Source organism: Frigidibacter sp., from assembly GCF_030695035.1.
GTDB lineage: Bacteria > Pseudomonadota > Alphaproteobacteria > Rhodobacterales > Rhodobacteraceae > Frigidibacter.
The window spans coordinates 229,485-251,171 of the sequence record NZ_JAUYTT010000014.1 but is presented as its reverse complement, the minus strand read 5'-3'; the positions used below and the strand labels follow the sequence as shown (position 1 = coordinate 251,171).

General features: G+C 68.0%; 24 protein-coding genes. 11 read left to right on the top strand and 13 right to left on the bottom strand.

The genetic code is table 11. The features are described 5' to 3' along the window. Window positions 1–31: 31 nt before the first annotated feature. On the top strand, window positions 32–925 hold the full coding sequence (locus Q8S30_RS15245; protein ID WP_305666875.1) for a LysR substrate-binding domain-containing protein: 894 nt from the start codon (window positions 32–34) through the stop codon (window positions 923–925). A 3-nt stretch (window positions 926–928) separates the two neighbouring features. Here Q8S30_RS15245 and Q8S30_RS15240 read toward each other — a convergent pair whose 3' ends face one another. The 5 genes from Q8S30_RS15240 to folK form a co-directional block, all read right to left on the bottom strand. Further along, entirely contained in the window at window positions 929–1,687 is a 759-nt protein-coding gene (locus tag Q8S30_RS15240) for a pyridoxine 5'-phosphate synthase (RefSeq protein WP_305666874.1), read from the bottom strand. A gap of 96 nt (window positions 1,688–1,783) precedes the next feature. Then, window positions 1,784–2,488, bottom strand: a complete 705-nt coding sequence (locus Q8S30_RS15235; protein WP_305666873.1) for a DUF2062 domain-containing protein — start codon at window positions 2,486–2,488, stop codon at window positions 1,784–1,786. Between the two features lie 52 nt (window positions 2,489–2,540). Further along, on the bottom strand, window positions 2,541–4,658 hold the full coding sequence (locus Q8S30_RS15230; RefSeq protein WP_305666872.1) for a bifunctional (p)ppGpp synthetase/guanosine-3',5'-bis(diphosphate) 3'-pyrophosphohydrolase: 2,118 nt from the start codon (window positions 4,656–4,658) through the stop codon (window positions 2,541–2,543). Between the two features lie 30 nt (window positions 4,659–4,688). Next, entirely contained in the window at window positions 4,689–5,048 is a 360-nt protein-coding gene (gene rpoZ, locus Q8S30_RS15225; RefSeq protein WP_066809085.1) for a DNA-directed RNA polymerase subunit omega, read from the bottom strand. Between the two features lie 77 nt (window positions 5,049–5,125). Continuing rightward, window positions 5,126–5,704, bottom strand: a complete 579-nt coding sequence (folK, locus tag Q8S30_RS15220) for a 2-amino-4-hydroxy-6-hydroxymethyldihydropteridine diphosphokinase (protein WP_305666871.1) — start codon at window positions 5,702–5,704, stop codon at window positions 5,126–5,128. Window positions 5,705–5,824: 120 nt separating this feature from the next. Here folK and Q8S30_RS15215 point away from each other — a divergent pair, with 120 nt between their 5' ends. The 6 genes from Q8S30_RS15215 (at window position 5,825) to Q8S30_RS15190 (ending at window position 9,975) form a co-directional block, all read left to right on the top strand. Beyond that, on the top strand, window positions 5,825–6,403 hold the full coding sequence (locus tag Q8S30_RS15215; RefSeq protein WP_305666870.1) for an NYN domain-containing protein: 579 nt from the start codon (window positions 5,825–5,827) through the stop codon (window positions 6,401–6,403). 218 nt (window positions 6,404–6,621) lie between these two features. After that, window positions 6,622–7,572: a 4-hydroxy-3-methylbut-2-enyl diphosphate reductase gene (ispH, locus tag Q8S30_RS15210; protein ID WP_305666869.1), complete on the top strand. Its 951-nt coding sequence runs from the start codon at window positions 6,622–6,624 to the stop codon at window positions 7,570–7,572. Then, entirely contained in the window at window positions 7,569–8,189 is a 621-nt protein-coding gene (locus Q8S30_RS15205) for a bifunctional 2-polyprenyl-6-hydroxyphenol methylase/3-demethylubiquinol 3-O-methyltransferase UbiG (protein ID WP_305666868.1), read from the top strand. Before ispH ends, Q8S30_RS15205 begins: the two co-directional genes overlap by 4 nt. Window positions 8,190–8,221: 32 nt before the next feature. Further along, window positions 8,222–8,824, top strand: a complete 603-nt coding sequence (locus tag Q8S30_RS15200; RefSeq protein WP_305666867.1) for a LysE family translocator — start codon at window positions 8,222–8,224, stop codon at window positions 8,822–8,824. Window positions 8,825–8,887: 63 nt separating this feature from the next. Then, complete coding sequence (gene rnhA, locus Q8S30_RS15195; RefSeq protein ID WP_305666866.1) at window positions 8,888–9,355, top strand: ribonuclease HI; 468 nt, start codon at window positions 8,888–8,890, stop codon at window positions 9,353–9,355. Beyond that, a complete protein-coding gene (locus Q8S30_RS15190) occupies window positions 9,352–9,975 on the top strand; it encodes a trimeric intracellular cation channel family protein (RefSeq protein ID WP_305666865.1) in 624 nt (207 codons plus the stop codon). Before rnhA ends, Q8S30_RS15190 begins: the two co-directional genes overlap by 4 nt. Here Q8S30_RS15190 and Q8S30_RS15185 read toward each other — a convergent pair whose 3' ends face one another. From Q8S30_RS15185 to def (Q8S30_RS15165), 5 genes are all read right to left on the bottom strand, one after another. Beyond that, window positions 9,976–10,161: a hypothetical protein gene (locus Q8S30_RS15185; protein WP_305666864.1), complete on the bottom strand. Its 186-nt coding sequence runs from the start codon at window positions 10,159–10,161 to the stop codon at window positions 9,976–9,978. It lies immediately after the preceding gene. 367 nt (window positions 10,162–10,528) lie between these two features. Next, entirely contained in the window at window positions 10,529–11,428 is a 900-nt protein-coding gene (gene fmt / locus Q8S30_RS15180) for a methionyl-tRNA formyltransferase (protein WP_305666863.1), read from the bottom strand. 2 nt (window positions 11,429–11,430) lie between these two features. Beyond that, window positions 11,431–11,931 (bottom strand): peptide deformylase, encoded by a 501-nt coding sequence (gene def / locus Q8S30_RS15175; RefSeq protein ID WP_305666862.1) that lies wholly within the window; start codon window positions 11,929–11,931, stop codon window positions 11,431–11,433. After that, window positions 11,928–12,434 (bottom strand): peptide deformylase, encoded by a 507-nt coding sequence (gene def, locus Q8S30_RS15170; protein ID WP_305666861.1) that lies wholly within the window; start codon window positions 12,432–12,434, stop codon window positions 11,928–11,930. The genes def (Q8S30_RS15175) and def (Q8S30_RS15170) overlap by 4 nt, the downstream gene beginning before the upstream one ends. Before the next feature lie 10 nt (window positions 12,435–12,444). Further along, entirely contained in the window at window positions 12,445–12,966 is a 522-nt protein-coding gene (def, locus tag Q8S30_RS15165; RefSeq protein WP_305666860.1) for a peptide deformylase, read from the bottom strand. Window positions 12,967–13,160: 194 nt separating this feature from the next. Here def (Q8S30_RS15165) and Q8S30_RS15160 point away from each other — a divergent pair, with 194 nt between their 5' ends. Next, complete coding sequence (locus tag Q8S30_RS15160; protein ID WP_305666859.1) at window positions 13,161–14,333, top strand: MalY/PatB family protein; 1,173 nt, start codon at window positions 13,161–13,163, stop codon at window positions 14,331–14,333. Between the two features lie 21 nt (window positions 14,334–14,354). Here Q8S30_RS15160 and Q8S30_RS15155 read toward each other — a convergent pair whose 3' ends face one another. Then, window positions 14,355–14,705: a hypothetical protein gene (locus tag Q8S30_RS15155; RefSeq protein WP_305666858.1), complete on the bottom strand. Its 351-nt coding sequence runs from the start codon at window positions 14,703–14,705 to the stop codon at window positions 14,355–14,357. A gap of 204 nt (window positions 14,706–14,909) precedes the next feature. On the opposite strand from Q8S30_RS15155, the gene Q8S30_RS15150 reads away from it, so the two are divergent. Beyond that, window positions 14,910–15,893: a glutathione S-transferase family protein gene (locus tag Q8S30_RS15150; protein ID WP_305666857.1), complete on the top strand. Its 984-nt coding sequence runs from the start codon at window positions 14,910–14,912 to the stop codon at window positions 15,891–15,893. Window positions 15,894–15,907: 14 nt separating this feature from the next. Here the strand turns inward: Q8S30_RS15150 and Q8S30_RS15145 are convergent, their stop codons facing one another. Continuing rightward, a complete protein-coding gene (locus Q8S30_RS15145) occupies window positions 15,908–16,270 on the bottom strand; it encodes a hypothetical protein (RefSeq protein ID WP_305666856.1) in 363 nt (120 codons plus the stop codon). Window positions 16,271–16,469: 199 nt separating this feature from the next. Between Q8S30_RS15145 and Q8S30_RS15140 the strand changes: the two genes are divergently transcribed. Together Q8S30_RS15140 and Q8S30_RS15135 are read left to right on the top strand one after the other, a co-directional pair. Then, window positions 16,470–17,648: a lytic murein transglycosylase gene (locus Q8S30_RS15140; protein WP_305666855.1), complete on the top strand. Its 1,179-nt coding sequence runs from the start codon at window positions 16,470–16,472 to the stop codon at window positions 17,646–17,648. Window positions 17,649–17,650: 2 nt separating this feature from the next. Then, window positions 17,651–18,211 carry a hypothetical protein gene (locus tag Q8S30_RS15135; RefSeq protein WP_305666854.1) on the top strand — a complete coding sequence of 187 codons (561 nt, stop codon included), beginning with the start codon at window positions 17,651–17,653 and terminating at the stop codon, window positions 18,209–18,211. Here the strand turns inward: Q8S30_RS15135 and smc are convergent. Then, window positions 18,208–21,663 carry a chromosome segregation protein SMC gene (gene smc, locus Q8S30_RS15130; protein ID WP_305666914.1) on the bottom strand — a complete coding sequence of 1,152 codons (3,456 nt, stop codon included), beginning with the start codon at window positions 21,661–21,663 and terminating at the stop codon, window positions 18,208–18,210. The genes Q8S30_RS15135 and smc overlap by 4 nt on opposite strands. Window positions 21,664–21,687 lie beyond the last annotated feature (24 nt).

Sequence of the window (21,687 nt, the reverse complement as noted above, 5' to 3'; positions counted from 1 at the left end):
AGAACTTGTGAAGCGCGTTTAGATTATCTTCATGCCGCCACTGAACCGCATCCATCTGAACGGCCTGCGCGCGGTCGAGGCGGTCGCCCGGCTCGGCAGCCTGCGCGCGGCGGCGGAGGAGCTTGGGGTGACCATCGGCGCCGTCAGCCAGCAGGTGTCGCGCACCGAAGCGGCGCTTGGCCAGCACCTGTTCCTTCGCAAGGCCGACGGGATGGAGCTGACGGCCAAGGGCGCCGAGATCGCACCCTTGCTGCGCGGCGGCTTTGCGCAACTGGCTGCCGCCGTAGCCCGGGCCGACCCGGCGCGCGACAATGTCCTGACCATCTCTGTCGCGCCGATCCTCGCCTCGCGCTGGCTGATCTGGCAGCTGCCGGACTTTCAGGCTGCGCATCCGGGGGTGAAGGTGCGGCTGGACGCCGATACCGCGCTGGTCGACCCGAACAGCTCGGACGTGGATCTCTGCATCCGGGTCGGGCGCGGCGGCTATGCGGATGTGCGGTCGGAATGGCTGTTCCCGCAGCGGGCCGTGCCGGTCTGCGCGCCGGATCTGGCCGCGCGCATCCATACCCCCGCCGATCTTGCGCATGTGCCGATCATCCGAGAGCCACGGCCGATGTTCGGCTGGGAGGTCTGGCTGGCCCCGCTTGGCCTTAGCCCCGACATCCTAGGCGACGGGCCGGAGTTTTCCGATGCCTCGCTCTGCCTCGATGCCGCAATCTCTGGTGCCGGGGTGTTCCTGGCCTTCGAGGTGGTCGCCGAACATGCGCTGGCGCGGGGCACGCTGGTGGCGCTGCCGCCGGGGATGGTGGAGACGGGCCTGTCCTACTGGCTGATCACCGCGAAGGACCGCAGCCCCTCCCCGGCCGAGCAAAGCTTCCGGCGCTGGCTGAAGGCGCGGCTTGCCGCCTCGGGCTTCGCGCCCTGAGGGTCAGGCCCGGGCCGCGTCCATCAGCCGGCGCATCTCGCGGATCGCGGGGTCGAGGCCCCGGAAGATCGCCTCGCCGATCAGGAAATGGCCGATGTTCAGCTCCATCACCTCGGGGAAGGCAGCGACGGGTTCGACCGTGTCATAAGTGAGCCCGTGGCCGGCATGAACCTCCAGCCCCAGCTGGTGCGCGTAAGCCGCCATCTCGCCAAGCCGCGCGAGTTCGATGTCGCGCTCCTCAAACCGGCCCTCGGCGTGGAAGTCGCAATAGGCGCCGGTGTGCAGCTCGATCACCGCGGCGCCGATCCGGGCCGCGGCCTCGATCTGCCGCGCATCGGCGGCGATGAAGATCGACACGCGGCAGCCGGCCTCGCGCAAGGGCGCGATGAAATGCGCCAGCCGGTTCTCCTCGCGCGCGACCTCCAGCCCACCCTCGGTCGTCCGCTCTTCGCGCTTTTCCGGGACAAGGCAGACGGCATGGGGCTTGTGGCGCAGGGCAATCGCCTGCATCTCGGCCGTCGCCGCCATCTCGAAGTTCAGGGGCAGCGTCAGCGCCGCCATCAGCCCTTCGATATCGGCATCCGAGATGTGACGGCGATCCTCGCGCAGGTGGGCGGTGATGCCGTCCGCGCCCGCCGCCTCGGCCAGTTGTGCTGCGCGGATCGGGTCGGGATAGGCCGAACCGCGGGCGTTGCGCACGGTGGCAACGTGATCGATGTTGACGCCAAGGCGCAGCCGGCCGAGGGGTTGGGTCAGGGTCATGTCCGGCGTCCTCCGTGCAGCGCAGTTTCGCATGACGCTAGCGCGGCGCGCAGCGCGTCTCCAGCGCCAGATTGTATCAATGTCAAAGCGGCGGGATCAAAGCGGCGGGTCGGGCTCGTTCGTCTGCGCGGCGACGGCGGCGGCCGCAGCACTGGCCGCAACCTCGGCCCGCGCCCGGGCCCGCGCGCCAAGGCGCAGCTTTTCCGATCGCTCGCGCAGCTTCTTGGCGCGGCGCTTCTGATAGGCGCGGATGATCGGCAGCGTCAGGTAGTGGAAGATCACCGCCGCGATCAGGCCGGGAATGATGCCGCCCACCAGATAGGGCAGGAAGATGGTGTCGAAGAAATGCTTCAGGTCCAGCCAGCTGGTCGGCTCTGGCCCGAAGATCGCCTTGACGTTGGCCCAGATCTCGATGGCCGCATGGCTGAAGGCGCCGATGATCTCGTTGAAGCTGAGGCCGCCTTCGACTCCCAGCATCCAGCGACCGATTTCCACCGACAGCAGCGCGATGAACGGTGTCGTCGCCGGGTTGCCGACAAAGGTCGCCAGCAGCGCCGCGAGGATGTTCCCCCGGATCGCCCATGCAATCGCGGCGGCACCAAGAAAGTGGATGCCGAACAGCGGCGTGAAGCTGACGAACACCCCGGCCGCTACGCCGCGGCCGATCCGGTGTGGCTCATCCGGCAGACGGCGCAGGCGGTGCATCACATAGGTGACTGCCCGGCGCCAGCCACCCCGCGGGTAGAAAAACTCCGTGAAGATCCGCATGTAGCTGCGCGGGTTCCGACGTTTGAAGACCACGCGACCGTTCCTTCTGATGCTCAGCGGGCTATGCCCGCCCGGCTGATGCCCGTCAGGGCCTGCGACCGAGATCCCGATAGCGTTCCACCTGCGCCACATCGCTTTCGGCTTCAAGGGCCGTCAGCACCATGTGCAGATGTTCCACGTCCCGCAGATCCACCTCGACGATCAGCCGGTAAAAATCCGGTTTCCTGTCAGCGAAGTGCAGGTCCGAGATATTGGCCCGCTGCTGACCGATCAAGGTGCAGATGCGCCCCAATACGCCCGCATCGTTCGCAATCGTGAGATTGAGGCTGACGGTATGCACCGGGGGGTGCCGCCCGGCCTGCCAATGCAGGTCCACCCAGCGGGAGGGTTCGTCCTCGAACTCCGCCATGGCGGCGCAGTCGATGGAGTGCACGATGACGCCCTGACCGCGATAGAAGATGCCGACAATGCGCTCGCCCGGCAGCGGCTGACAGCACGACGCGCGACGGAACGACTGGTCGGGGGCAAGGCCGACGACCGGGCGCTGCGCATCGACCTCGTCCTTCTGGACGGCGGCAAGCTCGGGGTAGATCGCCTCCACCACCTCGCGCGCCGACAGCTCCGCGCTGCCGAGCCGCGCCAGCACCTCGACCTCATCCTGCAAGCCCAGCGTGCGCGCGGCGGTGCGCAGCGCCTTGTCGGTGGCCTTGCGGCCGACATGCTCGAAGGCCACCCGTGCCAGTTCCTGCCCCAGCTTGACGAAGCGCTCGCGGTCTTCCTCGCGCAGAGACTTGCGGATCGCGGCCTTGGCCCGGCCCGTCACCACGATGTCGAGCCAGGTCGCCTGCGGGCGCTGGCCGGCGGCGGTGATGATCTCGACCGACTGGCCGTTGCGCAGCCGCGTCCACAGCGGCACACGGATGCCATCGACCTTCGCGCCGACGCAGCTGTTCCCGATGCGGGTGTGGATCGCATAGGCATAGTCCAGCGGCGTCGCGCCCTTGGGCAACTGGATCACGTCACCCTTGGGCGTGAAGCAGAACACCTGATCGGTGTACATCTCCAGCTTCACATTCTCGAGGAATTCGTCGTGGTCGCCCTCGTCCAAGCGTTCGGTCAGCGTGGCGATCCACTTGGCCGGATCGACGGCAAAGGGGTTCCGTGACCGCACGCCCTCGCGGTAGGACCAATGCGCCGCGACCCCTGCCTCGGCCACCTCATGCATCTGGCGGGTGCGGATCTGCACCTCCACCCGCTTGCCGTCGCGGCCCGACACCGTGGTGTGGATGGAGCGGTATCCGTTCGATTTTGGCTGGCTGATGTAATCCTTGAACCGCCCCGGCACCGCGCGCCAGCGGGTGTGGATCACGCCCAGGATGCGGTAGCAGTCGGCCTCGGTCCGGCAGATAATGCGAAAGCCGTAGATGTCGGAGAGGCGCGAGAAGGCGAGGCTCTTCTCCTGCATCTTGCGCCAGATCGAATAGGGCTTCTTGGCACGGCCGAAGACGTCTGCCTCTATCTGCGCCTTGTCCAGTTCGGTCCGGATATCGGCGCTGATCTTCGGGATCGCATCGCCCGATTCGCGCTGAAGGGTCAGGAAGCGGCGGATGATGGAGTTGCGGGCCTCGGCATTGAGCACCTTGAAAGACAGGTCCTCCAGCTCTTCGCGCATCCATTGCATCCCCATCCGCCCGGCCAGCGGTGCGAAGATGTCCATCGTCTCGCGCGCCTTCTGGATCTGCTTGTCGGGGCGCATGGACTTGATCGTGCGCATGTTGTGCAGACGGTCGGCCAGCTTGACCAGGATCACCCGCAGGTCCTTGGACATGGCCATGAACAGCTTGCGGAAGTTCTCGGCCTGCTTGGTCTCGGTCGAGGAAAGTTGCAGGTTGGTCAGCTTGGTGACGCCATCGACCAGATCGGCCACGTCATCGCCGAACTTGCCCGCAATGTCCTTCCACGAAGCGCGGGTATCCTCGATCGTGTCATGCAGAAGGGCAGTGACGATGGTCGCATCATCGAGCCGCATCTCTGTCAGGATGGCGGCGACGGCGACAGGATGGGTGAAATAGGGCTCGCCGGAATGGCGGTTCTGCCCTTCGTGCATCCGGCGGCCATAGTCATAGGCCGCCCGGATAAGGTCTGCGTTGGTGCGGGGGTTATAGTTGCGGACCAGCGCGATCAGGTCTTCGACGTCGATCATTCCGCTCCGCAAACCCCCGGTATTCCGCGATCAGTCCTGACCCTGTGCTTCCATCAGCTGGCGCAGCAGGCGTTCCTCGTCCATGTCGTCGGCCGCGGGACGGTCCATCTCGCCGGCGCCGCCCATCAACAGCGACATCGCATCTTCTTCCGGCTCATCCACCTCGATCTGGGTCTGATAGCTGGAGATCATCCGCTCGCGCAGGTCTTCGGCGCCCTGCGTTTCATCCGCGATCTCACGCAGGCTGACGACGGGGTTCTTGTCGTTGTCGCGGTCCACGGTAATCACGGACCCGGCCGTTATTTCACGGGCACGGTGCGCTGCGAGCATCACCAGCTCGAAGCGGTTCGGAACCTTGTCAACGCAGTCTTCAACCGTCACGCGGGCCATCGGTAACTCCAATCCGGCTTGGAAGGTGAGATGCGCTATGTATGCGCTGCCATCCCTCTTGACAAGCAAGTTTCCCGTCACAACGGCCGCAGCGCCGCTTTGTCCGCATCGGGAAGTGCGGCAAGCATCGCGGCAACCCCCTGCCCGGTGGCCGGATGCACCCAGCCGGGCGCCACCTCTGCCAGCGGAACCAGCACAAAGGCGCGGCCCTCGATCCGCGGATGCGGCAGGATCAGTTGCTCGGGCGCGGCGCGTGTTTGCTCTGCCGCCGGCAACGCTCGCCAGGCTGCCTGCGTCGCCGCATCGGGCAGCACCGAATCGCCGTGGCTGAGCAGGTCGAGGTCCACAACACGCGCGCCCCAGCGCTCCAGCCGGGTCCGACCGATTCGCGCCTCGATTGTGTGGAGATGCGCCAGAAGGGCATCGGCACAAATCCGCACATCCAAAAGTGCCACCGCATTCACATAATCCGGGCCCGATCCGGCAGGGTAGGCGGGGGAGAGGAAGAACCGGCTAACTGCCCGAATATGAACCGTTTCGTTTGAAATTAACGCAAGGGCATGCCGCAGCGTCACCTCTGGCGGCTGGCCCCCAAGCGGGAGGTTCGCCCCGAGCGCAATCAGCGCCGCGGAATTGTTTCCGGATTGTACAGGCACTTGCGGCACCGCGAAATCATCCTATTTTTAACAGTCGTCGCGCTGCGTCATTTTTCATCCAGTGGTTCACTCCCACCCCTACACGGATCCGGGCAGCGAGGCGATTTGAAAGGAAAATCCATGTTTTACAAGGACGAACGGCTCGCTCTGTTCATCGATGGCTCCAATCTCTACGCCGCAGCCAAATCTCTGGGCTTCGACATCGACTACAAGCTGCTGCGCCAGGAGTTCATGCGGCGCGGCAAGCTGCTGCGGGCCTTTTACTACACCGCGCTGCTGGAGAATGACGACTATTCGCCGATCCGCCCGCTGGTGGACTGGCTGCACTACAATGGCTTCACGATGGTCACCAAGCCGGCGAAGGAATTCACCGACAGCCAGGGCCGCCGCAAGGTCAAGGGCAACATGGACATCGAGCTTGCCGTCGATGCCATGGAGCTTGCCCCCCGGGTCGATCACATCGTGCTGTTCTCGGGCGATGGTGATTTCCGCCCGCTGGTCGAAAGCCTGCAGCGGCAAGGCGTGCGCGTCTCTGTCGTCTCCACCATCCGCAGCCAGCCGCCAATGATCGCCGACGAGCTTCGCCGCCAGGCCGACAATTTCATTGAGCTGGACGAGTTGCGCGAAGTCATCGGCCGCCCCCCGCGCGAGCCGCGGCTGGAGCGTGAGGACGCCCCGGCGAGTACCGTCGAGACTTGACGGATGCCGGCGCCAGCGCGCCGCCATTGCCGTCTCCCCGCCAGCCATGTGGTCCCTTTCTCGGGGATGCGCAAAGCCAGCACCGCAGCCCGACAAGACCGCCCGCCAATTCGCTTGCGGACGCTGTGTCCTCTCGTATGCCTTGGTTTTCGGGGTGCGGGGCTGGACGCAGCGGGCGCTTGGCCTTACCTCTGGCCCATAACTCTTCGAGGCCGCGCATGACCCTTCCGCCCCTGACCCTGTATCTGGCCGCACCGCGCGGGTTCTGCGCCGGCGTGGACCGCGCCATCAAGATCGTGGAGATGGCGCTGGAAAAATGGGGTGCACCGGTCTTCGTGCGGCATGAGATCGTGCACAACAAGTTTGTGGTGGACGGCCTCCGCGCCAAGGGAGCCGTGTTTGTCGAGGAACTGGACGACTGCCCCGACGACCGCCCGGTGATCTTCTCTGCCCATGGCGTGCCCAAGGCGGTTCCGGCCGAGGCGGCGCGGCGGATGATGATCCATGTCGATGCCACCTGCCCGCTGGTGACCAAGGTGCACAGCGAGGCGGCGAGGCATCACGAGGCTGGCCTGCAGATGGTGATGATCGGCCATGCCGGCCACCCCGAGACGCTTGGCACCATGGGCCAGCTGCCAGACGGCGAGGTGCTGCTGGTCGAAACCGCCGAGGATGTGGCGGGCCTCTCGCCCCGCGATCCCGGGAAGCTCGCCTTCATCACCCAGACCACGCTTTCGGTCGATGACACTGCGGGCATCGTCGCCGCCCTGAAGCAGCGCTTCCCCGCCATCATCGGTCCGGCGCGCGAGGATATCTGCTACGCCACCACCAACCGGCAGGCCGCCGTCAAGGCGGTGGCGCCGAAGATCGACGCGCTGCTGGTGATCGGTGCACCCAACTCCTCCAACTCCAAACGGCTGGTCGAGGTCGGGCGCGCGGCGGGCTGCGCCTATGCGCAACTGGTGCAGCGCGCGGGCGATATCGACTGGCGCGCGCTGGACGGCATCCGCACCGTGGGCGTCACCGCCGGCGCCTCGGCGCCCGAGGTGCTGGTGGATGAGGTGATCGACGCCTTTCGCGCCCGGTTCGACGTGACGGTCGAGATGGTGGAGACCGCCATCGAGACCATCGAGTTCAAGGTGCCCCGCCTGCTGCGCGAGCCCGCGTGACCGGCGATCCCGCCAAGTTCAGTTTCTGTGGCGATCCCGCCACTGTCGATTTCTATCAGGCCAATGCCGAAACCTATGCCAACTGGTCACAGGGCCACGGCGCACCCAAGACCCTTCAGCGTTTTGCAGCAAGCCTGCCCGCCAAGGCCGCGGTGGCCGATCTGGGCTGTGGCGCGGGGTGGGCCTCGGCCTGGCTGCGGGACCAGGGCTTTGCCGTCACCGCCTTCGACCCGGTCCCGGCGATGGTGGCGCTGACCGCGGCCCGCGGCGTCACCGCGATTGCGGGCGGGGCCGAGGTGCTGCCCGTAGCGGCCTTCGACGGCCTTTGGTGCAACGCCGCGCTTCAGCACATCCCGCGCGCCGACCTGCCCGCAGCGCTGGCACGGATCGCCGCTGCCCTTCGACCCGGCGGGCGACTGTTCCTCTCGATCCACGAGGGTGACGAGACCCTGCGCGACCGGCTGGGCCGGCTCTACGTGCATCACCGCGAGGCGGACCTGCGCGCCGCGCTGGCAGCCTGCGGTATCGAAGTGCTGGAGGTCTCGCTCGGCTCCGGCCAAGGCTTCGACGGCCGGCCGATCACGATGCTGCGGCTGGACGCAACGCGCGAAGCCTGATCTTCTGGCGACGTCCCTTGATGGAGATCGCCATGTCCCCCGAATTCCTGCTGACCGCCTTCATCGTCTGCGTCTCGCCGGGCATCGGCGTGGTTTATACCCTGTCGATGACGCTGGGGGGCGGGCTGCGCGCCGGGATGCTGGCGGCGGTCGGCTGCACCATCGTCACCGCGCTGCATCTGGCGGTGGCGATGGCGGGGCTCGCCGCCGTGCTCCACGCCAGCGCGGTGCTGTTCCAGACGGTGAAATTCGCCGGCGTCGCCTTCCTGCTGTGGATGGCCTGGGCCACGCTGAAAGGCCATGGCGGCATGGACATCCGCGCGGCAGAGCCGGGCTCGGCGGCGCGCATCGTCTGGCGCGGCATCCTCTTGAACCTGTTGAACCCCAAGCTGCCGCTGTTCTTCGTGGCCTTCCTGCCGCAATTCGTTCCCGCAGACGGCGGCGCAAGGTTGCTGGTCGAGCTCGGCTTCGGCTTCACCGCCATGACCTTCGTGACCTTCGCCGCCTATGCCTTGGCCGCGGGCTTTGCCCGGCAAGCGATCCTCGGCAATGCGCGGGTGATGACCTGGCTGCGCCGCGCCTTCGCCGCCTCCTTTGCCGCGCTTGGCGCAAGGCTAGCGATGGAGCGCGCCTGAGGCCCCTCATGGTTGACGCCCCCTGCCCCGCTGCCTAGACCGGCGGCAACTGAAGGAGCGCCGATGCCAGACCTGTTCGCCTATACCGATGGAGCCTGTTCCGGCAACCCGGGCCCCGGGGGCTGGGGCGTGCTGATGCTGGCGCGTGAGGGCGAGGCGGTGGTCAAGGAGCGCACGCTGAACGGCGGCGAACCGGACACCACCAACAACCGGATGGAGCTGCTGGCGGCGATCTCGGCGCTGGAGGCGCTGGCGCGGCCGTCGGCGATCACCATCATCACCGACAGCGCCTATGTGAAGAACGGCGTCACCAGCTGGATCCACGGCTGGAAGCGCAATGGCTGGAAGACCGCCGACCGCAAGCCGGTGAAGAATGTCGATCTGTGGCAGCGGCTGGACGAGGCGCAGGCGCGCCATCAGGTGGTCTGGCGCTGGATCAAGGGTCATGCGGGGCACGCCGAGAACGAGCGCGCCGATGAGCTGGCGCGCGAGGGCATGGCGCCATTCAAGCCGCAAAAGGCTTTGCGATGACGCTGGTTTCGCTGCTCGACCACGCCTCGGTGCTCGTCTTCGCGCTGACTGGGGCGCTGGTCGCCAGCCGGTCGCAGCTGGATCTGGTCGGCTTCATCTTCATCGCCGCGCTGACGGCGGTGGGCGGCGGCACGGTGCGCGACCTGATCCTGGGGCGCGACCCGGTGTTCTGGGTCGCCGCGCCGCAATTCGTGCTGCTGGCGGCGGGGGCGGCGGTGGCGGTGTTCTTCACCGCGCATCTGCTGGAGAGCCGCTACCGCGCAATCCTGTGGCTCGATGCCTGTGCGCTGGCGGTTGCCGTGCCTGCCGGAGTGGGTGTGGCGATGGCGCTCGGGCATGGGCCGGTGATCGTGGTGATTGCGGGAGTTGTCACCGGCACCCTTGGCGGCCTGATGCGCGACGTGGTCTGCAACGAGGTGCCGCTGGTGCTGAAGCAGGGCGAACTGTACCTGTCGGCGGCCTTCGGCGGTGCGGTGGCGGCGCTTGCCTTTGTCGCACTCGGCGCGCCGGGCTTGCCCGCCCTGCTCGCCTGCGGTGTGGTGACCTTCGGGCTGCGCGCGGGAAGCCTTGGCTTTGGCTGGCGTCTGCCGGTCTACCGCCCCCGCCCGCCGCGGCAGTAGTCAGGGCACCACGGCCTGCGCTGCGCCGCCATCCATGGCCTTCACCGCGACCAGAACGGCGACGGCGATTACCACCCACCCGCCAGGCCGCATCAGCGCCCAGATCGTCAGCTTCAGCAGCCGCCAGGCCAAGAAGGCCAGGACAAGGCTGGCCAGCCCCCAAAACAGGGCGCGCAGGAGGGTCATGTGCGGGCCGCCCTGACGGGCGCTGCGCTTGTAAGGGTGGGTGCCATGCTCTGCCCGTGCCTGTTCCGGCGTTTTGGGCAGTGTGCCTTATTCACGCGGGGCAGGAAATCCCCAATGCGCAGTGGGGGGAACGCCTGCTCCAAGCCGTAGCCTCGAAGTGCCCCGCGCAACCGTTGCCTTGCAGAATTTGGCACCGGGAGCGCCTATGTCTCCACCCCTTGCCCTGCGGCTTGCGCCTCCGGGCAACAGTCGCGGTCGGCTTGCCACCCCGGCAAGCCGTCTGATCGCGCCGGGGCTCAGGATCGGGAAGCGTGGGGGAAATGGCCTGCGACTTTAGAGGGGGCTCGAACCAAGCGGCTGCGCACCCTCACCCCAGCCGTTCCGGCAGCGACAGCCCCCGCAGCATCTCCCCCGCCGGCATCGGCTTTTTCCCCTCGCGCTGCGCCAAGGTCACCTCCACCGCGCCGCTGCCGCAGGCGACGGTGAAGCCCCCCAGCACCGCACCCGCCTCCCCCTGCCCCGAAGCCAGGCGAGAGCGCAGCAGCTTGATCCGCTCGCCCGCCACCTCGCACCACGCGCCCGGAAAGGGCGATAACCCGCGGATCTGGCGGTCCACCTCCACCGCCGGGCGGGACCAGTCGATCCACGCCTCGGCCTTGTCGATCTTGGCGGCATAGGTCACGCCCTCGGCCGGTTGCGGCTGCGGCTCCAGAGTGTCCAGCCGGTCCAGCGCCGCGCAGACCAACCGCGCGCCCATGCCCGACAGCCGGTCGTGCAGGTCGGCCGCCGTATCCTCCGCCCCAATCGCCACCGCCTCGCGCAACAGCACTGCGCCGGTATCCAGCCCCTCCTCCATCTGCATGATGCAGATGCCGGTTTCGGCATCCCCTGCCAGAATCGCCCGCTGGATCGGTGCCGCCCCGCGCCAGCGCGGCAGCAAAGAGGCATGGATGTTCAGGCAGCCCCGCGCCGGAGCGTCCAGCACCTCGCGCGGCAGGATCAGCCCGTAAGCCACCACCACCGCCACATCGGCCCCAAGCGCGGCAAACTCCGCCTGCGCCGCGGCGTCGCGCAAGGATCGCGGGTGGCGCACCGGCAGGCCAAGCGCCTCGGCCCGCGCCTGCACCGGGCCGGGACGGTCCTTCTTGCCGCGGCCCGCGGGGCGCGGCGGCTGGCTGTAGACGGCCGCAATCTCATGCCCCGCCGCAATCAGCGCCTCCAGCACCGGCACCGAGAAGTCCGGCGTGCCCATGAACACCACCCGCATGGCTAGTCCCTCCGCTGCTTGCCGAGCTTCGCCACCAGCATCTTGCGGCGCAGCGGGCTGAGGTGATCGACAAAGACCTTGCCGTTCAGATGGTCGATCTGGTGCTGCACCGAGGTCGCCCAGAGCGCCACGAAATCACGCTCCTCGATCTCACCCGCCTCGTTCAGGAACCGCACCGTCACCGCCCGCGGTCGCTCGATGATCGCCGAGATGCCGGGCAGGTTCGGGCTCGCCTCTTCATGCCGGCGCATCTGGACCGAGGCGTGCAGCACCTCGGGGTTAGCCATCCGCACCGCCTGCCCGCGCTTGTCCGAGGCATCGACGACCGCCAGCCGCATCATGATGCCGATCTGCGGCGCAGCAAGGCCAACGCCCGGCATCGCATCCATCGTCTCGACCATGTCGTCCCAGATCATGCGGACGGTTTCATTGATCGCCAGCACCGGCTCTGCCGGGGTGCGCAGCCGCTTGTCGGGATAGGGCACGAAGGCACGGACACTCATTTCTGCGCCTCCAAAGCGGCCAAGTCAGGGGCAAGGATGGTGCGGATCTCGTCCGTGGTGCGGTCGATATGCAGGATCCCGTCCAGATGGTCGCGTTCATGCTGAATGCACGTTGCCTCGAAGCCCTCGAAATCACCCATCGAATACGTCCCATCCAGCCCCTGCCAGCGCAGGCGCAGTTTGGCGGGCCGCGTCACCGGCACCAGCAGGCCGGGCACCGACAGGCAGCCCTCATCGCGGGTGGCTTCGCCCTCGGACGTCACGATCTCGGGGTTCACGAACACCCGCGGGTCGGCGGTGCCGTCCTTCCAGTGGCAGTCCATGACGAAGATCCGCAGCATCGCCCCGACCTGCGGGCCGGCCAGCCCGCGGCCCGGCGCGGCATACATCGTGTCCAGCATATCCTCGGCCAGATGGCGCAGGCTGGCGTCGAACACCGCGACCGCGCCGGCCGGCTCGCTCAGCCGCCGATCCGGCCAGATCACGATGGGCAGGACGCTCATGCCGCGCCTTTCATGCGCGGGCCATCTCGCGCTTCAGCTTTTCCATCTTGCGGGTGATCATCTGCCGCTTCAGCGGGCCCAGGTAATCGATGAACAGCTTGCCGTTCAGGTGGTCGATCTCGTGCTGCACGCAGGTGGACCACAGGCCCTCGAACCCTTCCTCATGCAGCTTGCCATCCAGCCCCAGCCAGCGCACGCGCACCTCGGCGGGGCGAGTCACATCGGCATATTGCTCGGGGATCGACAGGCAGCCCTCCTCATAGGTGCTGGTCTCGGCCGAGGTCCAGGTGACCTCGGGGTTGATCAGCACCATCGGGCGCGGCTGCGCCTTGAGGTCCTTGACGCAGTCCATCACCAGCACCCGGCGCGTCACGCCGACCTGCGGCGCGGCAAGACCGACGCCCGGCGCGTCATACATCGTGGCGAGCATGTCATCCGCGAGCGCGCGCAATTCGTCATCGATCTGCGCCACGGGGTCGCAGACCTTCTTGAGGCGAGGATCGGGATGGATCAGGATATGGCGCAGGGTCATTGCCCGGATTTAGGCGATGGCGCGACGTTTCGCAACGGGGAGCACGTCCGCGCCCAAGAGGTAGTCGTGGAGATCCGAAATTCCGCAGGAATGGGCATTTCGCGGACAGTGGCGCGGAATACTACTCCAGATCAGGATGACTTCCCAAATCCCTCACGCTAACCAGAACGAACAACTTCCCCAAAGGACTTCCCATGAGCTTTGACGAGATCATCGAGCGCCGCGGCACCCATTGTGCAAAATGGGACATGATGCAGCCGATCTATGGCGTGCCCGCCGAGGACGGAATCGCCATGTGGGTCGCCGACATGGATTTCCGCCCCCCGCAGGTGGTGCAGGACGCGGTGGAGCGGATGGCCGCGCATGGGGTCTATGGCTATTTCGGCGATGACAGCGCCTATCTGGCCGCGATCCAGTGGTGGATGGCCAACCGGCATGGCTGGGAGGTCGCACCGGAGTGGATCTTCACCACCCACGGGCTGGTCAACGGCACCGGGCTTTGCGTCGATGCCTTCACGGCGCCGGGCGATGCGGTGATGCTGATGACGCCGGTTTATCACGCCTTTGCCCGCGTGATCACCGCCGCCGGGCGCACGGTGACCGAATGCCCGCTGACAGTGATGGACGGCGCCCACCAGATGGATTTCGCCGGCTGGGAAGCGCTGCTGACCGGGCGCGAGAAGATGCTGATCCTGTGTTCGCCCCACAACCCCGGCGGGCGGGTCTGGTCGGTGGAGGAGCTGCAGGCGGTCGCCGAGTTCTGCGTGCGCCACGACATGATCCTTGTGTCGGACGAGATCCACCATGACCTCGTCTTCCCCGGCGCCAAGCACACCGTCATGCCGCTCGCCGCGCCGCAGATCCTGGACCGGCTGGTGATGATGACCGCCGGCACCAAGACCTTCAACATCGCTGGCAGCCATATCGGCAATGTCATCATACCCGATCCGGGGCTGCGCGCGAGTTTCGGCAAGCGGATGGCGGCGCTTGGCATCTCGCCCAACAGCTTTGGCCTGCACATGATCACTGCGGCCTATTCGCCCGAGGGTGCGGCCTGGGTCGATGAGGTGGTGGCTTATCTCGACGGGAACCGGAAGCTCTTTGACGACGCCATCAACGCGATCCCCGGCCTGCGCTCGATGCCGCTGGAGTCGACCTATCTGGCTTGGGTGGATTTCGAGGGCACCGGGATGGCGCCCGCGGAATTTGCCGAACGGGTCGAGAAGGGCGCCAAGATCGCCGTCAACCACGGCGGCAGCTTCGGCAAGGGCGGCGAGAGCTTCCTGCGCTTCAACCTCGCCACGCCGCGGGCGGTGGTGGAGGAAGCAGTGGAACGGCTGCGCGTGGCCTTCGCCGATCTGCAATAGTCCGGTATCTGCCGCGGCGGCCTACGCCCGCGGCAGATAGCCCACTGGCGCCGACTCGTCCCGCTCGAAGTCCAGCGGGGCGCGGTCGGTGACGGGGGTGGCGCTTTTCACCAGGCAGATCAGCTCACCGTCCTCGACCGCCGAGGCGACTATCAGGTATTGCATCAGGTGCCGGCTGCCATCGTAGAGATCGACCAGCCCGCGCAGATGCGAGACCTGCGCCGCATCCAGCGCAAAGCCGCCGGGCCATTGCCGCAGCACCCGCCACAGATTGTCCCCGGCCTGCACCCGCAGCCGGGATGTGCGCTTCTGGCTGCGCCGGCGCGCCTCGTCCAAACCGGCGCGGATGTCTTTGGGCAGGTCTTCGATCATGTGCATCTCCCTGCCTGCCAGCATGACGGAGCATCGACAAAAATCAAGTTAACCAAGCCGTGATCGGTTGCGGGCACCCACAAGCCTGTGCGCACGAGCGAAGTTCCCGCTGCAACCTGTGCGCCTACGCAAGGGCGCTGCGCGGAGGCCGGCGTTCCGAGGGTCGCCGTTTCCCCTTATGTTGGCTGCAACAAGGAGGATCCCATGGGTCAACTCATCGACGGAAAATGGTCTTCGGAGTGGTATGACACCTCCAAGACCGGCGGCGCGTTCCAGCGTTCCACCTCAGGCTTTCGCAACTGGATCACCGCGGATGGCGCGCCGGGGCCAAGCGGCGAGGGCGGCTTTGCCGCCGAGGCCCGGCGCTATCACCTCTACGTCTCCTATGCCTGCCCCTGGGCGCATCGCACGCTGATCTTCCGGGCGCTGAAGGGGCTGGAGCCGCTGGTGGGCGTGTCGGCCGTGCATCCCGACATGCTGGACGATGGCTGGACTTTCTCCACCGATTTCCCCGGCGCCACCGGCGATCAGCTCTTCGGCCTGCCCTTCCTGCGCGACCTCTACACCCGCGCCGTGCCGGATATCTCCGGCCGCGTCACCGTGCCGGTGCTGTGGGACAAGGCGCAGGGCAGGATCGTGTCGAATGAAAGCGCCGAGATCATCCGCATGTTCAACTCGGCCTTCGACGCGCTGACGGGCAACACCCATGACTACTGGCCCGAACCCCTCCGCCCCGAGATTGAGGCGGTGAATGCCCGGATCTATGACACCGTGAACAACGGCGTCTACAAGGCCGGCTTCGCCACGGCGCAAGGGCCCTATGACAAGGCCGTCCACGCGCTGTTCGACAGCTTGGACTGGCTGGAGGACCGGCTGGCGGGCCAGCGCTATCTGCTGGGGGATACGCTGACCGAGGCGGATTGGCGGCTGTTCACCACGCTGGTGCGGTTCGATCCGGTCTATCACCTGCATTTCAAGTGCAACCGCCGGCGGCTGATCGATTACCCGAACCTCTGGGCCTATACCCGCGACCTCTATCAGGTGCCGGGCGTGGCGGCGACGGTGCGGCCCGACCATTACGTGCGCCACTACCACTACAGCCACGACACCATCAATCCGAACCGGATCATCCCGATCAACCCGGTGCTGGACTTTGACGCTCCGCATGGGCGCGAGCGGCTGTCCTGAACAGGTGTGGAGCGTCAGGCCGCCCGGCCGTGATGCTCCACCACCGCCGCCAGATCCGAGGGCGGCATCCGCGCCGGCAGGAAGGCGCAGGCATTGGGCATGTGCTGAAAGATCGACCCGTCGGCGAACACCGCATCGCGGGTGACCGACACCACCTTGGCACCGGGGCGGCGGTAGCTGGCATAATCGGCCACCGCCATCGCGCTGCCCTCGGCCAGCCCGAGGTCGAGCACGATCACCCGCACATCGTTGCGCTCCAGCACGGCAACGGCCGCGTCCTGCCCGCCGACCAGATCGACCTTGCGGCAGACCTCCTGCAGGTGCCGCTGCCAGATCATGCCAAGTTGGGGGTCGCTTACGACGATCAGGACATGCATCACGGGCTCCAGCGGGTGCGCGCGATGCACCCGATAAGATTCGCTCGATTTCCGTATGCGAACTTCATCTTTGATAAAGCCGGGTCTCGCAAGCGCGGCATGAACGATATCCACAGCATTCTGCCCAAGCGCCGCGCAAGCCGGTTGCCCCGCCCGGTCACGAAGCTAGACTCCCACAGATTGCCCAAGGAGTGACCTCATGTCCCGGCGCGCTGCCCTGTTGCCGACCATCGCGATTCTGGCCATCGGCCCCACCGCGGCGCTCGCAGATTGCGGCGGCCCGTTCCGCGCGTTCGTCGCCGGACTGAAGGCCGAGGCGATTGCGATGGGCCAGCCCGCCGCCACGGTCGATGCCTTCTTCGCCTCGGTCCGCGAAGACCCGGCCGTGATCCGCGCCGACCGCGCGCAGGGGGTGTTCCGCAAGGATTTCATCGAGTTCTCGCGCGCCGTCATCAGCCAGGACCGCATGACCCGCGGCACCGCCAATGCCGCGAAATACGACACGCTCTTTACCCGGATCGAGGCGGAGTATGGCGTCCCGCGCGGCGTGCTGCTGGCCTTCTGGGCGCTGGAGACCGACTTCGGCGCGGTGCAGGGCGACTTCAACACCGCCAATGCTCTCGTAACCTTGGCGTATGACTGCCGGCGGCCGGACCTGTTCCGCCCCCATATCTTCGCCGCCATCGAGCTTTTCGCCCGCGGCGATTTCGACCCGGCCACCGGCACAGGCGCATGGGCGGGTGAGATCGGGCAGGTACAGATGCTGCCCGGCGATATCCTCACAAACGGCGTCGATGGCGATGGCGACGGCCATGTACGGCTGAAGACCTCGCCCGCCGATGCGCTGATGTCGGGCGGCAAGATGCTGCAGCACCTCGGCTGGCGGCCGGGCGAGCCCTGGCTGCAGGAGGTGGTGGTGCCAGAGGGGCTCGACTGGTCGCGCACCGGGCTGCACACCGAACTCCCCGTCACCGAGTGGGCGGCGCTTGGCGTGCAGGCCCGAAACGGCGATCTGGCCGAGGGGCTGACCGGGTCGGTGCTGCTGCCGATGGGGCGCCACGGCCCTGCCTTCATGGCCTATCCGAACTTCCGCGTGTATTTCGAGTGGAACCAGAGCTTCGTCTACGTCACCACCGCCGCCTACTTCGCCACGCGGCTGGAGGGCGCGCCGGTCTATGACGCGGGCAATCCCGATCCGGGCCTGACAGTGGAGCAGATGAAAGTGTTGCAAGAACGGCTGGCCGCCCGCGGCCATGATGTCGGCAAGATCGACGGCATCCTCGGCGCGATGACCCGGGCTGCGGTGCAGAAGGAGCAGGCCCGGCTCGGCCTGCCCGCCGATGCCTGGCCCACCCCTGCCCTGCTGGCCGCGCTATGAGCATGCCCGCCACCCGCGCCGAACTGGACGCAGCCTTGCCGCATGTCCTCGCCGCGCCCAAGGACCAAGCCGAGATCCTGCAACTCTGCTTCCGCCCCGGCTATGGCCAGCGCCTGCATCCGCCGATGCTGCGGCTGACCAAGGCGCAGGGTATCCTCGATGCGGACGGCACCTCCGAACGCTGGCCCGTCGCCCCCTGGATGCGGCTGGAGGATGGCAGCCCCGACCCCCGCATCCAGGTCTCGATCCTGCCGATCCGGGTGATGGACCTTGTCTGGCGCGACCGCGAGGCCACCCCGCATCCCGGCGACACGATGATTGCCGATCTGGACACCAGCGAAGCGAATATCCCCACCGGCAGCCTGCTGCGCGCCGGGTCGGCGGTGCTGCGCGTCTCGGACGTGTTCAACGACGCCTGCGTGAAATGGAAGGTGCGTTACGGGACCGAGGCGAAAGACTGGATCACCGCCCCCGGCCACCCGGCCCTGCGCCTGCGCGGGCTGCTGTGCGAGGTGGTGGAGGATGGCGAGGTCCGCCCCGGTGACCTGCTGCACAAGGCCTAGGCGACCAGCGCCGCGGCCCGTTTCAGGTCCACACTGACCAGCTGGCTGACGCCCTGTTCCGCCATCGTCACGCCGAACAGCCGGTCCATCCGGCTCATCGTCACCGCATGGTGGGTGATGATCAGGAAGCGCGTCTCGGTGCGCCGGGTCATCTCGTCCAGAAGGTCGCAGAAGCGGGTGACGTTGGCATCGTCGAGCGGCGCATCCACCTCGTCCAGCACGCAGATCGGCGCGGGGTTGGCCAGAAACACCGCGAAGATCAGCGCCATCGCGGTCAGCGTTTGCTCGCCGCCCGACAGCAGCGACAGCGTGGACAGCTTCTTGCCCGGCGGCTGGCACATGATCTCCAGCCCCGCATCCAGCGGGTCATCGGATTCGACCAGCACCAGCTTGGCCTCGCCGCCGCCGAAGAGGTGGGTGAACAGGGTGCGGAAACTGTCATTCACCTGCTCGAAGGCGGTCAGCAGCCGTTCGCGCCCCTCGCGGTTCAGGCTGGCGATCCCGGCGCGCAGCTTGCGGATCGCCTCTTCCAGGTCGAACTTCTCGCGGGCCAGCGTGTCATGCTCGTCCTGCACCTCGCGGGCATCCTCCTCGGCGCGCAGGTTGACCGCGCCAAGCGCCTCGCGCTGACGGCGCAGGCGGGCCACATCGGCCTCCAGCACATCGGCGCCCGGCATCTTCTCGGGGTCGGCCCCCAGGCTGTCCAGCAGCTCCAGCGGCAGCTGTTCGGTCTCCTCGAAGATCCGGGTGGCGGCATGGGCGACGGTCTCGCGCGCCGCCTCGGTGCGGGCCTCGGCGCGGGCGCGGCCCTCGCGGGCCTCGCTGCCCAGCCGTTCAGCCTCGCGCTCGGCGCCCTGCACCGTGCGCAGCGCGGCCTCGGCCATGGCCAGCGCCTCGGCCGCACGGGCGCGGCGCGCATCGGCGGCCTCGATGGCCTCCGACAGTTCCTCATGCTTCGCCGCGATCTCCTCGGGCGCGGCCCCTGCCTCGTCCAACTCCTCGGCGGTCTCAGCCCGGCGCGCGGCGAGTTCGGCGCTGCGCTTTTCCGCCGTATCCAGCCGCAGCCGCCAGCCCGAGATTTCCTTGGTGATCTCCTGCCGCCGCCGGGTTCGCGCCTCGCCCTCGCGGCGGGTCTCGTCATGCGCGGCGCGGCGGGCCATCATCATCATCCGCGCGGCTTCCACGGTCTGCTTCACATCCTCGACCGCGGCGCGCGCCGTCTCCAGCTCCGGCAGATCCTCTATCGCGGCGCCGGCATCCTCCAGCCGGATCTGCGCTTCCTCGGCCTCTTCCTCATGCCGGGCGCGGGCGATGCGGGCGCTTTCCAGCTTGCCCGCGGCGATGGAGCGGTCGGCCTCCGCCCGGCTTTGCGCGCGGCTGGCCTCGGCCACGCGGCGGTCGGCGTCGCGGCGGGCCTCGCGCGCCTCCTGATCGGCGCGGGTCGCTGCCGCCAGCCGCGCCGTCAGCACCTCATGCGCCTGCCGCGCACCCTCGGCCCTGGCGCCCACCTCTTCCAGATCGCGCTTCAGCTCCACCAGCCGGTTCAGCTGCCGCAGCCGCAGCGCCGCCGCCGAGGGCGCATCCTCAGCCGCCGCGCGGAACCCGTCCCACCGCCACAGATCGCCCTCAAGGCTCACCAGCCGCTGCCCCGGCAGCAGCGCCGGCTGCAAGGCCGCGCCCGCCGCCCGGTCCACCAGCCCGATCTGCCCGATCCGCCGCAGCAGCGCCTCCGGCACCGTCACGAACGCCGCCAGAGGCGCCGCGCCCGCAGGCAACGCCTGCGCCGCATCATAGCCCGGCAGCAGCGCCCAGCCGGACCCCGCGCCAGCATCTACCACCGGCGCGCGCAGGTCATCGGCAAGCGCCGCGCCAAGCGCCGCCTCGTAGCCCGGCTGCACCTGCACCCGGTCGAGCAGTTGCGTGCCCGCGCGGCTCTCGCGGTCCACCAGCCGGGCCAGCCCCGCCACCTCGGCGCGCAGCGCATTGGCCTCGCCCGCGGCCTCGGAATACTGGGCGCGGGCGGCAGCCTCGCGGGTCTGCACCTCGGCGCGGGAAGTCTCGGCGGCGATCAACGCCTCTTCCGAGGCTTCGGCGATCTCGGCCGCCTCGGTCTGGGCGGCCTCCGCCTCGGCATGGGCCTCGGCGGCCCGGTCCTGCGCGGCGCTGGCCTCGGCCTCGGCGCGGCGGGCGGTCTCGGCAGCGGCCCGCGCCCGGTCGAGCGCGGTGCGTGCGTCGGCCAGCAGCCGCTGCGCCGACTGGTGCCGTGCCGACAGCCGCGCCACGTCCTCGGTCAGCTGCGACAGCGCCTCCTCGCGGTCGGCCAGCACGGCGGCCGCCTCCTTGGCCCCCTCCAGCGCCTCGGCCAGCCGCTCATCCTGCCCCTCGGCGGCCTTCAGGATCTGTGCCTGTTCCCAGTCGAGCCGATCAATCGTCTCACCCGCATCGCGGTTCAGCCCGGCCTCGCGCTCGGCATCGCGGTCGATCTGCTGCAGCCGCGCCGTCAGCGTCTCGATCAGCGCCCGCGCCCGGTCCTGCTGGTCGCGCAGCGCGTCGCGCTGCACCGTCAGCCGCTGAAGCACCGCGCCGGCAATCGCCTCCTCCTCGCGCAGCGGCGGCAGCGCATCCTCGCGAGCCTGCCGCTCCTTGGCGGCGGCCCGGGCCGCTGCCTCTGCCTGCGCGGCGATGCGAACGCGCTGCGCCAGATCCTCCTCGGCCGCCGCCCGCGCCTGATCGGCCTCGCGCCAGCGGCGATAGAGCAGCGTGCCCTCCGCCTTGCGCAGCTCCTCCCCGATCTCGCGGTAGCGAGCAGCCTGCCGCGCCTGCCGGGCCAGCGTGGTCAGCTGCGCCGCCAGCTGCTCCACCACATCGCCGACGCGGCTCAGGTTCTGCTCGGCCCCGGTCAGCCGCAGTTCCGCCTCATGCCGCCGCTGGTAGAGGCCCGAGATGCCCGCCGCCTCCTCCAGAATCCGCCGCCGGTTCTTGGGACGCGCGTTGATCAGCTCGGCGATCTGCCCCTGCCGCACCAGCGCCGGGGATTGCGCCCCGGTCGAGGCATCGGCGAACAGCATCTGCACGTCGCGGGCGCGCACATCCTTGACGTTGACCTTGTAGGCGCTGCCGGCATCGCGGGTGATGCGCCGCACGATCTCCAGTGTGTCGGCATCGTTGAAGCCAGAGGGGGCCAGCCGTTCGGAATTGTCCAGCGTCAGAACGACTTCCGCGAAGTTCCTCGCGCTGCGGGTGGCGGCGCCGGCGAAGATCACATCCTCCATCCCCTCGCCGCGCATCGAACTGGGCCGCGTCTCGCCCATCACCCAACGCAAGGCCTCCAGGAGGTTGGACTTGCCGCAGCCATTCGGCCCGACAACGCCGGTCAGCCCGTCATGGATGACCAGATCGGTCGGGTCCACGAAGCTTTTGAAGCCATTGAGCCTGAGGCGGGTGAAGCGCAAGGTGGGGTCCGATTCCGGGAGGTG

Coding starts and splice junctions, on each gene's coding strand:
- Q8S30_RS15245 (WP_305666875.1), top strand. CDS start 32: ATGCCGCCACTGAACCGCATCCATCTGAACGGCCTGCGCGCGGTCGAG.
- Q8S30_RS15240 (WP_305666874.1), bottom strand. CDS start 1,687: ATGACCCTGACCCAACCCCTCGGCCGGCTGCGCCTTGGCGTCAACATC.
- Q8S30_RS15230 (WP_305666872.1), bottom strand. CDS start 4,658: ATGATCGACGTCGAAGACCTGATCGCGCTGGTCCGCAACTATAACCCC.
- rpoZ (WP_066809085.1), bottom strand. CDS start 5,048: ATGGCCCGCGTGACGGTTGAAGACTGCGTTGACAAGGTTCCGAACCGC.
- Q8S30_RS15215 (WP_305666870.1), top strand. CDS start 5,825: ATGTTTTACAAGGACGAACGGCTCGCTCTGTTCATCGATGGCTCCAAT.
- ispH (WP_305666869.1), top strand. CDS start 6,622: ATGACCCTTCCGCCCCTGACCCTGTATCTGGCCGCACCGCGCGGGTTC.
- Q8S30_RS15200 (WP_305666867.1), top strand. CDS start 8,222: ATGTCCCCCGAATTCCTGCTGACCGCCTTCATCGTCTGCGTCTCGCCG.
- rnhA (WP_305666866.1), top strand. CDS start 8,888: ATGCCAGACCTGTTCGCCTATACCGATGGAGCCTGTTCCGGCAACCCG.
- Q8S30_RS15190 (WP_305666865.1), top strand. CDS start 9,352: ATGACGCTGGTTTCGCTGCTCGACCACGCCTCGGTGCTCGTCTTCGCG.
- Q8S30_RS15185 (WP_305666864.1), bottom strand. CDS start 10,161: ATGACCCTCCTGCGCGCCCTGTTTTGGGGGCTGGCCAGCCTTGTCCTG.
- fmt (WP_305666863.1), bottom strand. CDS start 11,428: ATGCGGGTGGTGTTCATGGGCACGCCGGACTTCTCGGTGCCGGTGCTG.
- def (WP_305666862.1), bottom strand. CDS start 11,931: ATGAGTGTCCGTGCCTTCGTGCCCTATCCCGACAAGCGGCTGCGCACC.
- def (WP_305666861.1), bottom strand. CDS start 12,434: ATGAGCGTCCTGCCCATCGTGATCTGGCCGGATCGGCGGCTGAGCGAG.
- def (WP_305666860.1), bottom strand. CDS start 12,966: ATGACCCTGCGCCATATCCTGATCCATCCCGATCCTCGCCTCAAGAAG.
- Q8S30_RS15160 (WP_305666859.1), top strand. CDS start 13,161: ATGAGCTTTGACGAGATCATCGAGCGCCGCGGCACCCATTGTGCAAAA.
- Q8S30_RS15155 (WP_305666858.1), bottom strand. CDS start 14,705: ATGATCGAAGACCTGCCCAAAGACATCCGCGCCGGTTTGGACGAGGCG.
- Q8S30_RS15150 (WP_305666857.1), top strand. CDS start 14,910: ATGGGTCAACTCATCGACGGAAAATGGTCTTCGGAGTGGTATGACACC.
- Q8S30_RS15145 (WP_305666856.1), bottom strand. CDS start 16,270: ATGCATGTCCTGATCGTCGTAAGCGACCCCCAACTTGGCATGATCTGG.
- Q8S30_RS15140 (WP_305666855.1), top strand. CDS start 16,470: ATGTCCCGGCGCGCTGCCCTGTTGCCGACCATCGCGATTCTGGCCATC.
- Q8S30_RS15135 (WP_305666854.1), top strand. CDS start 17,651: ATGCCCGCCACCCGCGCCGAACTGGACGCAGCCTTGCCGCATGTCCTC.